This window comes from Rhodococcus sp. NPDC019647, assembly GCF_044389235.1.
Classification (GTDB): domain Bacteria; phylum Actinomycetota; class Actinomycetes; order Mycobacteriales; family Mycobacteriaceae; genus Rhodococcus_F; species Rhodococcus_F oxybenzonivorans.
Window position 1 is genome coordinate 97,136 of sequence record NZ_JBIRXS010000011.1, and the last position, 14,621, is coordinate 111,756.

Annotated in this window: 13 protein-coding genes; 5 read left to right on the forward strand and 8 right to left on the reverse strand. The window is 62.7% G+C overall.

Translation table 11 applies throughout. The annotated features are described in order from the left end of the window. Nucleotides 1-8: 8 nt before the first annotated feature. The 4 genes from ACH49N_RS20565 to ACH49N_RS20580 all read right to left on the reverse strand — a co-directional run bounded on the left by ACH49N_RS20565 (nt 9) and on the right by ACH49N_RS20580 (nt 4,424). Nucleotides 9-1,007 carry a zinc-dependent alcohol dehydrogenase family protein gene (locus tag ACH49N_RS20565; protein ID WP_358274305.1) on the reverse strand — a complete coding sequence of 333 codons (999 nt, stop codon included), beginning with the start codon at nt 1,005-1,007 and terminating at the stop codon, nt 9-11. Between the two features lie 139 nt (nt 1,008-1,146). After that, complete coding sequence (locus ACH49N_RS20570; RefSeq protein ID WP_397504755.1) at nt 1,147-1,443, reverse strand: ArsR/SmtB family transcription factor; 297 nt, start codon at nt 1,441-1,443, stop codon at nt 1,147-1,149. Between the two features lie 220 nt (nt 1,444-1,663). After that, entirely contained in the window at nt 1,664-3,061 is a 1,398-nt protein-coding gene (locus ACH49N_RS20575; protein WP_358274307.1) for an MFS transporter, read from the reverse strand. A gap of 286 nt (nt 3,062-3,347) precedes the next feature. Further along, entirely contained in the window at nt 3,348-4,424 is a 1,077-nt protein-coding gene (locus tag ACH49N_RS20580; protein ID WP_358274309.1) for an LLM class flavin-dependent oxidoreductase, read from the reverse strand. Nucleotides 4,425-4,763: 339 nt separating this feature from the next. On the opposite strand from ACH49N_RS20580, the gene ACH49N_RS20585 reads away from it, so the two are divergent. Beyond that, a complete protein-coding gene (locus tag ACH49N_RS20585) occupies nt 4,764-5,888 on the forward strand; it encodes an NDMA-dependent alcohol dehydrogenase (protein ID WP_358274311.1) in 1,125 nt (374 codons plus the stop codon). Between the two features lie 42 nt (nt 5,889-5,930). Next, a complete protein-coding gene (locus ACH49N_RS20590) occupies nt 5,931-6,743 on the forward strand; it encodes an enoyl-CoA hydratase-related protein (protein ID WP_397504756.1) in 813 nt (270 codons plus the stop codon). 97 nt (nt 6,744-6,840) lie between these two features. On the opposite strand, the gene ACH49N_RS20595 is transcribed toward ACH49N_RS20590, so the two are convergent. After that, entirely contained in the window at nt 6,841-7,734 is an 894-nt protein-coding gene (locus ACH49N_RS20595; RefSeq protein ID WP_250772478.1) for a CoA ester lyase, read from the reverse strand. Between the two features lie 122 nt (nt 7,735-7,856). Next, nucleotides 7,857-9,263: an MFS transporter gene (locus ACH49N_RS20600; protein ID WP_250772481.1), complete on the reverse strand. Its 1,407-nt coding sequence runs from the start codon at nt 9,261-9,263 to the stop codon at nt 7,857-7,859. Nucleotides 9,264-9,515: 252 nt separating this feature from the next. Here ACH49N_RS20600 and ACH49N_RS20605 point away from each other — a divergent pair, with 252 nt between their 5' ends. The 3 genes from ACH49N_RS20605 (at nt 9,516) to ACH49N_RS20615 (ending at nt 12,690) form a co-directional block, all read left to right on the forward strand. Further along, nucleotides 9,516-10,727 carry an acyl-CoA dehydrogenase family protein gene (locus ACH49N_RS20605; RefSeq protein WP_250772483.1) on the forward strand — a complete coding sequence of 404 codons (1,212 nt, stop codon included), beginning with the start codon at nt 9,516-9,518 and terminating at the stop codon, nt 10,725-10,727. Between the two features lie 91 nt (nt 10,728-10,818). Next, nucleotides 10,819-11,487 carry a TetR/AcrR family transcriptional regulator gene (locus ACH49N_RS20610; RefSeq protein WP_358274314.1) on the forward strand — a complete coding sequence of 223 codons (669 nt, stop codon included), beginning with the start codon at nt 10,819-10,821 and terminating at the stop codon, nt 11,485-11,487. A gap of 81 nt (nt 11,488-11,568) precedes the next feature. Next, the gene (locus ACH49N_RS20615; RefSeq protein ID WP_358274316.1) at nt 11,569-12,690 is read left to right on the forward strand and encodes a CaiB/BaiF CoA-transferase family protein; all 1,122 of its coding nucleotides are present in this window, start codon (nt 11,569-11,571) and stop codon (nt 12,688-12,690) included. Between the two features lie 86 nt (nt 12,691-12,776). On the opposite strand, the gene ACH49N_RS20620 is transcribed toward ACH49N_RS20615, so the two are convergent. Then, nucleotides 12,777-13,568 carry an enoyl-CoA hydratase-related protein gene (locus ACH49N_RS20620; protein WP_358274318.1) on the reverse strand — a complete coding sequence of 264 codons (792 nt, stop codon included), beginning with the start codon at nt 13,566-13,568 and terminating at the stop codon, nt 12,777-12,779. A gap of 199 nt (nt 13,569-13,767) precedes the next feature. Beyond that, entirely contained in the window at nt 13,768-14,532 is a 765-nt protein-coding gene (locus ACH49N_RS20625; RefSeq protein ID WP_358274320.1) for an SDR family NAD(P)-dependent oxidoreductase, read from the reverse strand. Between the last annotated feature and the right edge of the window lie 89 nt (nt 14,533-14,621).

The window sequence follows — 14,621 nt, forward strand, 5'->3', positions numbered from 1 at the left end:
TGAGGAGGTCAGTTGCCGGGAACGGTGACGATGATCTTGCCGACCTGTCCGCCGGCTTCCAGGTACCGGTGAGCCTCGGCGATGTCCTCGAGCGGGAACGTCTTGTCGATGGTGGGGGTCAGCTCGCCCTTGGCGAGACCGTCGGCCACGAAGGCGACTGCTTCGGCGCGTCGCCGGTCGTCGGTGGTGATCTCGAAGAGTTCGAACCCCCGGATGGTGAGGTGCTTGAAGAGGACCTCACCGACGTTGAGCGGGGTGGGGGTGCGGTCGAGGACGCCGTAGAGAACGAGGTGGGCCTCGTCGGCGGCGGCGGTGACGAGGTCGGCCAGGGCGGTGCCGCCGACGGGGTCGAAGATGATGCGGGCGCCCTGGCCGTCGGTCAGCTGCCGCACCCGGGTGGGGACGTCCTCCTCGGCGGTGGCGATCACCTCGTCCGCGCCGGCGTCCAGGAGTTGCTGCCGCTTGGCGCCGGTACGGGTCAGGGCGATGGCGCGGGCGCCGGCCTTGTGGGCGACCTGGAGGGCGGCGAGGCCGACGCTGCTGGAGGCCGCGGAGATCAGGACGGTGTCGCCGGGGCGTACGCCCGCGAGGTCGACCAGGCCGCCGTAGGCGGTGATGAACTGCATCCACACCGAGGCCGCCTCCTCGAAGGAGAGCCGCTCGGGGTGGGCGACGACCGCGTGGGCGGGGGCGAGAACCGCCTCCCCGTGCACGGGATAGTCGGTCATGGTGAAGGACGGCACCACGCTGACCGCCTCGCCCACGCTCAGCCCGCGCACGCCGTTACCGAGGGCCTCGACCACTCCGGCCGCCTCGTAGCCGATTCCGGAGGGGAAGACGGGATCGGTGCCGTACTGGCCGAGCCGGAACATCGACTCCGCCCGGTTCAAGCCCAGCGCCCGGGCCCGGATCAGGACTTCGCCCGGCCCGGGCTCGGGCAGGGGGACCTCCTCCAGATGCAGGACTTCGGGTCCGCCGGGCTGATGGAAACGGACGACGCGGTTCATGCGTAGCTCCTTGATGCGGTTCGGTGCGCTGGGGAAGCCGGTGTCGCACCGGCCTCCTCCTCCACCCTGCTCGAAGGTTCGATGAGTGTCAAATTTTGACCGTCATCAAAATATGTACCCCTCGAGATCGGGACATCTCTCAGTCGACGCCCGAGCCGCTCTCCGCCGCGCAGGCCGCGATCACGGCCGGGAGCAGGCCGGGGAACCGTTCCTCCATCTCGTCGGCGCGCAGCGTGTTCATCTTGGTCACGCCCACGTAGTACTGCCGGATCACCCCCGCTTCGCGCAGCACGTTGAAGTGGTGGGTGAGCGTGGAGGTGGAGACCGGTGCCTCGAATGTGCCACAGCTCATGTCCTCGCCCTTGCGCACGAGCTGGGAGACCACCATCCGGCGCACCGGGTCCACCAGTGCCTCCATTACCTGCTGAAGATCCACCTGAGCAAGGTCGGGATGATCCACTGTCCGGGGGGCAGTACGGGGGCGGGCCACAGTCAACTCCTAGAGGCGATACCGGCAACTCACCCATACTACGACTGTCATCGAAGTAATGGTCAGAGCTGGCCGACCGACAAGAACGCCCACGCGACCTCTGATCGAGGTCGCAGACGAGTTCGTCGGCAGGCCCGATTTCGGCATCGGCTGCCGCGCAGAGGGTTCAGGGACGCAGGTGATCGCCGGCGCCCGACAGCTCCGGCGTCGCATCCTCACTGTCCGACATCAGATTCTCCACCTGGCGTGGCGCGACCCACCGGACTGCGGCCATCCCGATCGAGGCGACAATCGCCGGAACGACGGCCAGCAGGAAAATCGTTTTCGCCGGTACGTGCGCGGCCAGCAGTGCCCCACCGATCGTGGGACCGACCACCGATCCCACCCTGTCGACGCCCGACAGCACGCCCATACCGGTTGCCCGCAACCAGCTCGGATAAATCTCCGCCGCGACCGCGTTGACACACATCTGAGTTCCGATAGCGAACGCTCCGACCACGAACACCGAGACCATCAGAACGACTATCGACCCGATAGACAATGCAGTGGCCACGATCGCCAACGCAGCGATGGTGAAACAGATACTCAACATCCGGGAGGGATTTCTGCGGCGATCGGCCATGATCCCGATACCGACCCCACCGAACATGGCACCGAGATTGCAGACCGCCGAAGCGGCGACGGCATGCCCCGTCGAGAGACCGGCGTCGGTGAGTACCGACGGAATCCACGACATCAAAAACAGGATCAACAGAACCGCGTTGAAGAAGACGACGCAGAGCACCAGTGTCACCGGCGCGAGTCGGCGGGTGAACAGCAGCTTCATCGACGGCTTCTCGCCCCGGCGATGGTCCTGCATGACCAGCGGGACGTCCACCGTGCCGACTGCGTCGCGGTCGATCGACCGCAACAACGCCCGCGCCCGGTCGTCCTTCCCGGACAGCGTCAGGAACTGCACCGTCTCTGGAAGCCAACGCAGCAGCGCAGGAATGAGGAGTAGCGGCAGGATTCCACCGAGCACGAACACCGATCGCCACCCGAAGGTCGGAATGATGGCGCTCGCCAGCAGTCCGCCCACGAATCCGCCACCAGCGCTACTTGCACCCACCACCGTGACAGCGGTTGCACGCCGACGTTTCGGCGCGAACTCCGCTCCGTACGCATACGTGTTCGGCATGACGGCACCGAGCCCAATGCCCGCGATGAACCGCAACGGAATCATCTGGTCGATGTTCTGCACGGCCACGACCGCGAGCGTCATGACGCCGAAGAGGAGGACGCCCCCGATCAGCACCGGGCGCCGACCCCAACGGTCCGCACGCGGGGCGAGGAATAGGCCACCGACAATCATGCCGAGCAGCGACGCAACTATCGCCGACGTGAGACTGGCCGTGGTGGTTCCCCAGTCTTCGGCGATCGCCGGAGCGCTGATGGCCATGATCAACGCGTCGAACCCGATGAACACGGATATCGCCATCACCATCCCGATCGATCTGCGCTGAGCAGGAGAGAATGGAGCGTCGTCGATTATCTGCTGGACATCCAGCACTCGAGATATAGACACGTACGGTCCTCCGGAGGATAGCGATGAGGTGGGATTCGACGCCGAAATGGCACCCGCGATGTGCGCGGGGCTCTACTGCTCCCTGACAGTGTCGCGCGTCACATACATCTTCAGCCGCCGCAACTTTGTTTGTCAACTCACAATTATTTTCGTGCGAGGGTTCCCACGCCTCGCCATGCCCCCCGGATATGTGGTGGGGTACGTCCGTGCCCTACTCCAACTAACGAAAGTCGTTTTTAGACGGGAACACCGAGGGCGGATTGCAGGCGGAGTCCCGCGCTGTCACTCAGCAGGCGCGCAGACGCGGCAGCACCTCGTTGACCAGAAGTTCGTACGAATGCATTACTTCGGGAGTCTGCGTATAGGGAACCACCAGTGTCATCCGGTCGAGCCCCAGCTCCATCAGCCCCCGAAGTCGGTCGACGCAGGTTTCGACGTTACCGACGATGGCGAACTGGTCGATGAACTCGTCGGTGAGTGCCTGACACTGGGGCGCCAACTCACCGTGCCTGTTCATGTCGTATACCTTGGCGATCTCGAGCATGATCTCGGACTGCGCCGCGGTAGACGGACCGATTACCTTGTTGTTCATCACGGAGAATCGGGCCATAGTTGCGACCGTCGGCTTCACAATCTCGCGGGCGACCCGGATGTCCTCCTGCGGCATCGCGATCACGACGCATCCGAGGCCAACCTCCTTGCCAACGTCCGCGGCGGCCGTGCGCGCGAGGTCGACACCCCAGGCGACACGGTTGACTTCCGCCGCCAGCCCCAGAACGACAGTTTCAGCAACACGGGCGGACGACGCGATCGCCTTGGGACCGGTCGAGAACGACTCGATCGGAACCTTGGGAATGTCGTAGGCGCCCAGCCATTTCAGGCTGCTGCCCGTCGGACCGGATCCGATCGCCAGGTCGCCGAACCCCACCTTGGCGTTGAGGACCATTGCGCTGGCATCCGTCATGGCGACCATCTCGCCGCGCAGGTAGGTCTGGAGCATCTCGAGGTAGTGCTCGAACTTCGCGATCGACATCGGTGATGCGCCCACGTAGGCCAGCGCGGAATCTCCCCTCCCGATCCCCAGCACAGCCCGTCCGTTCGAGATCAGCTGCAGCGACGCAGCCGCCGCCGCTGTGACTGACGGATGGCGCGTGATCGGGTTCGTCACCCCTGTCGCCAGCTTTATCCGACTCGTCGCCTGCGCACAGGTCGCCAGATAGGACCAGACCTCCGGGAACATCGACTGCGAATCAACCATTACCGCCCCATCCCAACCGTCAGCCTCCAATCGCGCCGCTTCCGCCGGGGCTCCACGCGGGTCCTTCGAGGTGAGATTGGTCCAGAACTCGGTGCGCTTGGTCATAGTTGTCCCTTTCCGGCGCTTCGACTTCGGTGCGAACGATGAGGTCGCGCTCGTCCTACCACCGGATCGACGGCCGCTTTCTGCTACCTAGGCCACCGCGAGCCTACTCCAACATTGCTTGTCGACTAACTAATAACGAAGAATAAGAGCCGCACGCCGATCGGAAAACTAGTTGCTTGACAACCTATCGATATGCGGCAGACTAGCGCCTGTGGTCCACCTCACTCCCTCCCGGGAGCGCTGGGCAGCGCCACTCGCCGGCTCGGCTCCGACCGGACATCCGCCGCGCGAACGACGGCCCCCCGCCGTTGATCGCCTGCACGAAGGAGATTTCATTTCATGAGGACACGCGCAGCTGTGCTGCACGAAGCACCGGGCAAATGGTGCGTCGAGGAGGTGGTGCTCGACAATCCGCAAGAAGGTGAGATCCTCGTCGAGATGGTGGCAACAGGCCTGTGTCACAGCGATGATCACATCGCGACCGGCGATATGCCGGCCGCTCATCTGCCGATCGTGGCCGGACACGAGGGTGCCGGCATCGTCAAGGAACTGGGGCCGGGGGTCACAGGGCTCGAGGTCGGCGACCATGTGCTGACCTCCTTCATTCCCGCATGTGGCCAATGCCGTTGGTGCGCGTGCGGAATGCAGAATCTGTGCGACCGCGGTGCGCTCATCATGCTGGGACATCAGCTCGATGGCACCTTTCGCATGCACACCTCAGACGGTCGCGATATCGGTACGGCCGGGTTGCTCGGCACCTTCGCCGAGTTTCAGGTGTTCGACCAGCAGTCCGTGGTCAAGATCGAGAAGGATATCCCGCTCGAGATCGCCTGCCTCGTGGCGTGTGGCGTTCAGACCGGATTCGGGTCCGCCTCGGAAGCGGGTGCTGTGAAGCCAGGTGACACCGTCCTCGTCGTCGGTGTCGGTGGCATCGGCATGAACGCGGTTCAAGGCGCGCGCGCGGCCGGCGCGGCACACATTATCGCCGCGGATCCCGTTGCGCAGAAGAAACAATGGGCCCTCGAGTTCGGCGCGACCGAGTCACACGACTCCATCTCCGCTTCGATGGAGCGCATCCGGCACCTCACCAACGGTCAGGGCGCGGATGTCGTTATTCTCTGTCCCGGCGTGGTGACCAACGACCTTCTCGGCGAGGCTTACCAGGCTGTCCGAAAGGCCGGAACGCTCGTGGTGACGGGGATCGGTCGCGAATCCGAGGAGGCGATCATCCCGGGGCTCAACGCAAACGCACTGGCACTGCCGCAGAAGCGCATCCAAGGTGCCCTGTACGGCATGAAGTCGCCGCGCGAGGCGATGCCGATGCTGTTGGACCTGTACCGCGCCGGCAAGCTCCTCCTCGACGATCTTGTCACCGCCACGTACTCTCTCGACCAGATCAACCAGGGTTTCGAGGACATGCGCAACGGTCGCAACATCCGTGGCGTCATCCACTTCGCCCAGTAGCGCCTCCCTGAACGGAACGCCGTGAAGTATCAGTGTTTTGAAGTGGTGGTCCACGCGGGTATCGCTGCGGTACGGCTCGACAGGCCTACAGAACTCAACACGATGATTCCACAATTCTGGCGGGAGCTCCGCGACATCGCTACGCGATTGAACGCGGATCCGAAGGTTCGCGTGGTCGTGCTGAGTTCGACCGGAAAACATTTCAGCGCGGGCATGCACCTCGATGTCTTCTCGAGCCGCGACCAGTCGCGGTATGCCGACCCGGCTCGATACAACGTGGTCCGGGGGGAGTCTGTGCGTCACTTCCAGGACGTCATTTCTGCTGTGGAACGAATCCGGGTCCCGGTTCTAGCCGCGATACAGGGCGGATGCATCGGTGGTGCACTGGACCTCGTCACCGCATGCGACATGCGCTATGCCACGGGCGATGCCTTCTTTGTCATTCAGGAAACCAATATCGGGATCACAGCCGATGCGGGTACCCTTCAGCGGCTCCCCACATTGATCCCTGACGGCATCGCCCGTGAGTATGCATATACAGGGAATCGCCTCCACGCCGACCGCGCCCGTGAGATCGGCTTGCTCAACGAGGTATTCGCCGACTTCGACGAGATGATGACAGCTGTTGATCGCACCGCTGAAACGATTGCGTCGAAGAGTCCACTCGCCATCGCAGGAACGAAGTCGGCTCTGCTCTACTCTCGCGATCACAGCGTGCGGGAAGGACTGGACCGTAGCGCGATCTGGAGCGCGGCAGCGCTGTCCTCGCACGATATGCAGAAGGCACTACAAGCGCAGCGCGGCGGCCACCCAGCCCAGTTCGACGACCTTCCAGATTTCGAATGGGACATCTGACAACCACTGCACGGTCATCTGGTCGCTGTAATCACAGCAGTAAGCGGGTCTTCGATTGCATCGAGGACCCGCTTACTGGTTTCGTTCGAGGCGCGCGTCAGGTGCGAGCGAGATCGAGATCGGTCAGCTCGTCGATCCGCGCTGCGAGAGTCAGAATTCGCTGCGCGTCCCTCACGTGCAAACTTTCGATCATTCTTCCGTCCACCGTGATGACGCTGTCTCCGGCAGCTCTGGCATTCTCGTAGGCCGAGACGACCGTACGAGCGTATTCGACCTCCTCTGGAGACGGTCCGAAAGCCGAGTTAGCGGGTCCGATCTGAGAAGGATGCACCACCGTCTTGCCATCGAAACCCATCTCCCGCCCCTGGCGAGCTTCGGCGATGAAGCCGTCCCCGTCTCCTATGTCATTGAAAACCCCATCCAAGATCACCCTTCCCGCCGATCGGGCACCCAGAACAGCCAATGACAACGCCGTCATGACAGGCGCCCGTCCAGGACGCTGTAACGCGTGGAGATCATTGATCAAGTCGTTGGTACCGATAACCAGCACAGAGACACGATCGCTGGCCGCAGCGATCTCCTCGGCATGCAAGAAAGAACCGGGAGTCTCGATCATCAGCCAGAGGGTCGTCTGATTGTCGGCGCCTGCGGCCTCCAGCTCCCCCACAAGAGCGCGGACATCATCACCGGAACCGACCTTGGGCACCAGAACACCATCGGCACCAGATTGCGCGACTGCGGCCATATCGTCTTCGTGCCACTCGGTGCCGAGCCCGTTGACGCGGATCACGACCTCGCGAGGTCGCAGCACGCCAGAGCGCACGATGTCGCACACTCTGTCGCGCGCGGCGGGTTTCGCATCGTCACCGACGGCGTCCTCGAGGTCGAGAATCACCACGTCAGCTGGCAGACCCGCGGCCTTCTCCAGGGCGCGTGAGTTGTTCCCCGGAACGTAGAGAGCGGAACGGCGGGGACGCGCTGCATCGGTCATCAACTGGCCTTCTTTCGCTTAGCTTGGCAACCGTCGTGCCAGAATTGTTGGTCGAATAACTAACTTTGTCAAACGCTGCTCGCCTGCGGATTTATCGTCGCAGCGGTTGGATGTGCTCGGTCTTACCGATTACGGCTTCCCGAACCTGAGTTCTCCTCGGCCTCCACCAGGTCCGACTGTTCCAGCGCATCGGCTGGTGCCTGAATGCGTCGGCGGCTCGTTGCGACGGCCCCCACGACACCCATCCCGACCGCAGCAACGATCGCGGGGATCACAGCAAGCAGAAAAATCGTTCTAGCCGGCAACTGAGCCGCCAAAAGCGCTCCGCCTATCGACGGTCCGACCACCGATCCGACACGTCCGACTGCGGAGAGAAAGCCCATACCTGTCGCCCGCAACCAAGCGGGATAAACCTCGGTTGCCACCGCATTGACGCACATCTGAGTACCGATTGCGCACGCGCCCACGACGAACAGGGAGATCATCAGTACGACCAAGGAACCAAGCGACAGGGCAGTCACCACAATCGCGATACCGGCAACGAGAAAGGCAAGGCTCAGGACGCGGTAGGGAGACTTACTACGGTCGATCCGGGCGCCCAGAGCGACTCCACCGACCATCGCACCCAGGTTACAAATCGAAGATGCAAAGACGGCTTGCCCAGTCGAGAAACCAGCGTCTTTGAGGACGGACGGTATCCACGACATAAGGAAGAGAATCAAGAGCACCGCGCTGAAAAACACCACGCAGAGCAACAGCGTTACCGGCGCCAAATGCCGCGTGAAGAGCAATTTCATCGAGGGTTTGGTGCCTTCGCGCGAGAGTGGCACAGTCAGTGGCGCAGCGAAGGAACCAACGGCTCGCGCGTCCACCGATCGCAGGATCGATCGTGCCTGATCGTGCTTGCCCCTGAGCGTCAAGAACTGCACAGTTTCCGGGAGCCAACGCAGGAGGGCCGGGATCAGCAGAAGCGGAAACAATCCTCCGATGAGGAAAACGGACCGCCATCCTAGAGAGGGCATCACGGCACTGGCCAGCAGACCGCCGAGGAATCCACCCGCGGCACTGCTCGCACCGACGATCGTGACTACGGTAGCGCGTATCCGCTTCGGGGCGTACTCCGCGCCGTAGGCGTAACTATTCGGAATGACAGCCCCGAGCCCGATGCCGGCAAGGAATCGCAAAGGAATTATCTGCTCGATACTTTGTGCGGCGACAGCACAGAGCGTCATCGCCCCGAAGATGGCAACTCCGGCAATCAGCAGCGGTCGTCGACCATAGTGATCTGCTCGCGGGGCTAAAAGTACAGCGCCAACGATCATTCCAAGGAGTGATGCGACTATTGCGGGCGTAAGACTCGCCGTAGTCGTACCCCATTCCTCAGCTATCGAAGGCGCAGTGATGGCCATGATGAGGGCATCGAAACCGTCGAAGAAAGATACCGCCATGATCATCGCGATCGCCCTGCGCTGCACGAAGGACAGCGGCGCGTTATCGATGATGTGCTGGGCATCCAGCGTGGGAGACATAGGCACGTGTTAGTCCTCGGGTGTCAGAGCGATGGGAGTTTTCGGCAGGGCGGAGCCTCTTACGTCCGCCTGGAACCGTTCCGGAGCTTGTGCGGGCGTGGCGCGCATCACAGCAATCGTCAACCAAGGAACTTTGGTTGTCAACCTACAAACTTTCCCTCAGTGTGGGCGCCTTCCAACACTTGCCGCACACCGGCACAACGGCTAACCTGCGATACATTGCTAGTTGATCAACTATGATTGGGGCTCTTCGTGAACCGTCCACTGGCCGATCCGCGACCCAGAATTCCGTTTGCCTACCGGACCGATGAGCGCGAAGCCATCCAGCAGATGGCCCGCGATTTCGCCATGCGCGAAGTCCTCCCGGTGGCGAATGAGCTCGATCCGAAGCACGGGCTGATCCCCGACTCGCTTCGTACCAAGATGGCGGATCTCGGATTCTTCGGAGTCCTGATCCCGGAAGAGCACGGCGGCCTTGGCCTCGGCGTCTTCGAGTACGCACTGATCACCGAAGAGCTTGCCCGCGCGTGGATGAGCGTGGCAAGCATCATCACGCGCTCAGGCGTCGCTTCTGCTTTGGACCCGACCCAGCGCGCGGAGATCCTCCCCCGCGCCGCGCGGGGCGAATGGCTGGGTGCATTCGCGATGAGTGAGCCCGGTGCAGGGTCCGATATCGCGTCCATCCGCACCAGGGCCGACAAGGTCGAGGGTGGTTGGGTGATCAACGGACAGAAAATGTGGTGTACATTCGCCGACCAATCCGACGGAATCATCGTAGTCGCGCGGACCGAACCATACGACCCCGAGAACCGGCACAAGGGTGTTCGCCGATTCATCGCGTACAAGAATCGAGGCGAGTTCCCGAAAGGTTGTACTGGGACGGCGGTCCGCAAGATCGGTTATCACGGCTGGCATACGTTCGAGTTGTCCTTCGATGATTGCTTCGTGCCGGACGACGCACTCCTCGGCCATGAGCAGGATCCGAAAAGCCCCGATCAAGGTTTCAAGCGCGTTGCTGCTGGAATGTTGACGCCACGCGTCCACACTGCTGCGCGCTCCATCGGGCTGGCACGTGGTGCGCTCGAGGACTCGATCAAGTACGTACAGGAGCGAGAGCAGTTCGGACACTCCATCGGCGACTTCCAGGCGACCCGATTCAAAATTGCGAAAATGGCGACGGAGATCGAGACGTGCCGCGCGTTGATGTACGAAGTGGCCGCCGACATCGATGGCGGTGAGGCGTCCGATATGCGGGCCGCGATGGTGAAATATGCAGCAGCAGAAATGTCCGAACGGGTGACTTCGGAAGCCCTGCAGATTCATGGGGGCGCCGGGTACACCACGGACTTCCCGATCGAACGCTATTGGCGCGACGCACGTCTGACGAAAATATTCGAAGGCACCTCCGAAATCATGCAACGCCTGGTCTCCGATCGGCTTCTGCCTCCCACCCCTTTTCGATGACTGCCATAGCCTTAGGACACCGCCCTTGGCCAGCTGAACCAGGTCAGCCCCAAACTCAGATTCTTTTTGGTCGACAAACTAGGATTGAGAGATGGAAGATCAGCCGACGCTCAACGGACATCAGGTACGGTCCGAACGTTCCACCCGTCTCCTCCTCCGCGCCGCAGCCGAACTCGTCGCCGAAGGCGGCTATCAGTCGATGACGCTTGCGACGGTCGGCGAGCGCGCCGGATACAGCCGCAGCCTCGCGACCGCTCGTTTCGGATCCAAGGCGAAACTACTCGAAGCTCTGGTCGAGGAGATCGTGGTGCGCTGGGACGTGGAAAAGGTCGAGCCGGAACTACACGACTTGACCGGCCTCGACGCGTTACGAGTGATGTTGACCGAGATCAAGAACTCGTACGAGAAGAGCCCTCGTTCGTTGAGTACCCTCTATGCCTTGATCTTCGAGGCCGTCGGCCCGGTTCCCGAACTACGGGACCGTTTCGTGGCTTTCCACAAGAATCAGCGATCTCGCGTCGCTACCTACATCAGAAGCGGCCTCGAGGATGGCTCGATTCGGGCCGGCATAGACCCTGATCAGCAGGCTGCGATGGTAGTCACGCAGCTGCGAGGCGTCGGATACCTGTGGAAGCTGGACCCGGATGGCATCGACTCCGGCGCCGTCCTCACCGCGTTCATAGACCAAGTCGTCCGGAATCTCGCCGTCTCAGACAGGCCGACCGGGAGCGACCTTTACGACGCCCGCCTGCCCGCCTGAGGCCCCCGCAGGCGGAACCCAGTTTCACCACCCCTACTCGAGCCTGTGAGGTCGACGCCTGCAGGTGGATTGAGGTATGTCATGTCAGGACCTTTGGCAGGTATCAAGGTCATCGAATTGGCCAGCATCGGCCCCGGCCCGCATGCCGGCATGATCCTTGCGGATCTCGGCGCCGACGTAGTCCGAGTCGAACGTCGGGACGCGCCATTCGGCCTGGGGACCCAAGGCCGCAATGAGCAGTTGCGTGGACGACGCGTCATAGTTGCCGACCTCAAGTCCGGCGCTGACCGGACAACCGTTGTGGAGCTGGTGAAACAGGCCGATGTGCTCATCGAAGGATATCGGCCCGGCGTTGCCGAGCGGCTCGGCCTCGGGCCCGAGGAATGCCACGCGGTAAATCCTCGCCTCGTATACGGACGGATGACCGGTTGGGGACAGGATGGTCCGCTCGCGAACCGGGCGGGACACGACATCAACTACCTGTCGATCGCAGGCATCCTCAACGCTGTGGGCCGCGCGGGACAACGGCCGGTACCGCCGCTGAACCTCATCGGCGATTACGGCGGCGGCTCGACATACCTCCTGATCGGCATTCTGGCTGCGCTGTGGGAACGGGAACGATCAGGGAACGGCCAGGTCATCGACGCCGCGATGATCGACGGTGCCAGCAACCTCGCTCATATGCTGTGGTCGATGTACGGCGGAGGCGCCTGGAATATCAACCGTGGCGAAAACTTCCTCGACGGTGGCGCACCATTCTATGACACCTACGAATGCGCGGACGGTGGTTACATGGCGGTCGGAGCCGTTGAGCCCCAGTTCTACCAACGACTGCTCGAAGGTACATCTTTGGCGGGAGAAGACCTGCCCGGCCAACACGACCGAGCCGGATGGCCTACGATCCGAGCCCGGTTGACCGAGGCATTCCTCACCGAACCCCGCCGCCACTGGGAGGACGTCTTCGGATCGGTCGACGCGTGCGTGACGCCCGTGTTGTCTTTCGACGAGGCCAGCCGCCACGAGCACGTTGTCGCCCGCCGCATTGTCGAAAACATGGGTGGCATTGTGCAACCCACCCCGGCACCCCGGTTTTCCCGTACCGGGACGAGGACTCCGGAACGGCCTCCGAGTCACGCCATCAGTGCCGATGACATTCTCGCGGACTGGAGTACGACGAAGGCGAACGAGCCCGACGTGTCCTGACGCAAACACGCTCAACGGGATCGCTACGGACGTCAGAAACCCTCCACTCGAAGGAGTGGAGGGTTTCCGATTTCGGCTGCGCCCGATCAGCGTACTGCCCAACGGCCGGTGTATGCAGGAGGATCCGACTTGTCCAGAAACGCGCGGAACGCGGCGGGCGCATCCTCGGTAGCAAAGTTCACTGCCTGGGCAGCAGCTTCGTTGCGAAGTGCAGTCGGTAGATCAACTCCTACCCCTTCGTTGATCAGTCTCTTCGTCTGCTCGAGGGCGATCGGGGGCATCGCCGACATCCGCTGCGCGAGAACGGCGACGAAATCGTCGAGGTCTTCAGGCGGTCGTACCCAGGTCACCATCCCGAGGCGGTGCGCTTCGTCCGCATCGATGACCTCGGCGAGCAACGACAACCGTTTCGCCTGCTGGAGACCGACGACCCGCGGTAGCAGCCACGAGCCTCCGAAATCAAGTGAAAGTCCGCGGCGGACGAATATTTCGCTGAACCTGGCCCGGCTGGACGCAACTACGAAATCGCAGGCCAAGGCCATATTGCATCCGGCCCCTGCAGCCACCCCGTCCACTTTGGCGATCACGGGCATCGGAAGCTCGAAGAGCGCGAGCGCGACGTCTCCGATGCGCCGCAGACGAGGAATGGGATGCTCGTCATGTTTGCTCTTGGCAACATCGGCGCCCGCGCAGAAGGCCCCGCCTGCACCTTGCAGTACGACCACCCGAGTTTCGGCGTCGTTGCGCACGCTCCGAAGCATCTCCGCGAGCATTCGCCACATCGATTCGTCGACAGCGTTCTTCCGCTCCGGCCGGTTCAGTGTGATCGTTGTGACGCCCTGAGCGGAGGTGAGGACCACCGGATCGTGTGTGTTCATGATTGCACCTGTCTTCATCTGCCTTGGAACGATGGTGTTCGTCACCGCTGAAGGCGACGCGCGCACATCAGGGCCATGTCCATCCCGGCGCCTACCACCGTTCACGGCGGCTACGACGCGTTCTCGGCGCGGGGACGATTCAACAGAATTGTCCCCACGCCGTCCTGAACGGTGTACTCGAAATCAGCGATCTGCCGGCCTAGCGGGGTGCCATGCGAAGAGCACCGTCGAGACGGATTGTCTCGCCATTGAGGTAGGCGTTCTCCAGGATGTGGTTCGCAAGTTGGGCAAACTCGTCCGGTGTGCCGAGACGCTGCGGGTTCGGAACGCTGGCCGCCAGGCTCTGCCGGACGTCCTCGCGGAGCCGACCGAGGAGCGGCGTGTCCATGATGCCGGGCGCGATTGCGCAGACGCGGATCCCTTTGCTGGCCAGGTCGCGAGCGGCAGTGAGCGTCATGCCCACAATTCCCGCCTTGGATGCGGTGTACGGAATCTGCCCGATCTGGCCCTCGAATGCCGCCACGGAGGCGGTCATGATGATCGCGCCGCGTTCCCCGTCGATCGCCTCGTGCTTGGCCATGCGCGCCGCGCCGAGCCGCAGCGCGTTGAAGCTGCCGACCAGATTGAGCTTGATGACGAACTCGAAATCTTCGAGTGAGCCCGGGTTACCCTCCTTGTCGAGCAAGCGAAGCCTGCGGCCGGATCCTGCGCAATGCACCAGACCCTTCAGTGGTCCCCATTGGTCCGCAGCGTCGAGGGCCTCGGCGAAGGACTTCTCATCGGTGACGTCACCCGGCGTGAAGATCGCGTTCTCGCCGAGCTCTTTTGCCGCGGTGTCGCCGTTGGAACCGGGAAGGTCCACCAACGCGACCTTTGCGCCTGCGTCGACCAGACGCTGCGCCGTGGCCAGGCCGAGGCCCGACGCTCCGCCCGTCACCGCTATGACGGATCCTTTCACCTGCATGCTGTTCTCCTCCGTGAGTTTGTGATGGGTGGCGCCGCAAGCGCTGCCCTTACATCTCGCCCCGTGCATCAGGGGCGAGTGGGATTGTC

Coding starts and splice junctions, on each gene's coding strand:
- ACH49N_RS20565 (WP_358274305.1), bottom strand. CDS start 1,007: ATGAACCGCGTCGTCCGTTTCCATCAGCCCGGCGGACCCGAAGTCCTG.
- ACH49N_RS20580 (WP_358274309.1), bottom strand. CDS start 4,424: ATGACCAAGCGCACCGAGTTCTGGACCAATCTCACCTCGAAGGACCCG.
- ACH49N_RS20585 (WP_358274311.1), top strand. CDS start 4,764: ATGAGGACACGCGCAGCTGTGCTGCACGAAGCACCGGGCAAATGGTGC.
- ACH49N_RS20595 (WP_250772478.1), bottom strand. CDS start 7,734: ATGACCGATGCAGCGCGTCCCCGCCGTTCCGCTCTCTACGTTCCGGGG.
- ACH49N_RS20600 (WP_250772481.1), bottom strand. CDS start 9,263: ATGTCTCCCACGCTGGATGCCCAGCACATCATCGATAACGCGCCGCTG.
- ACH49N_RS20610 (WP_358274314.1), top strand. CDS start 10,819: ATGGAAGATCAGCCGACGCTCAACGGACATCAGGTACGGTCCGAACGT.
- ACH49N_RS20615 (WP_358274316.1), top strand. CDS start 11,569: ATGTCAGGACCTTTGGCAGGTATCAAGGTCATCGAATTGGCCAGCATC.
- ACH49N_RS20620 (WP_358274318.1), bottom strand. CDS start 13,568: ATGAACACACACGATCCGGTGGTCCTCACCTCCGCTCAGGGCGTCACA.
- ACH49N_RS20625 (WP_358274320.1), bottom strand. CDS start 14,532: ATGCAGGTGAAAGGATCCGTCATAGCGGTGACGGGCGGAGCGTCGGGC.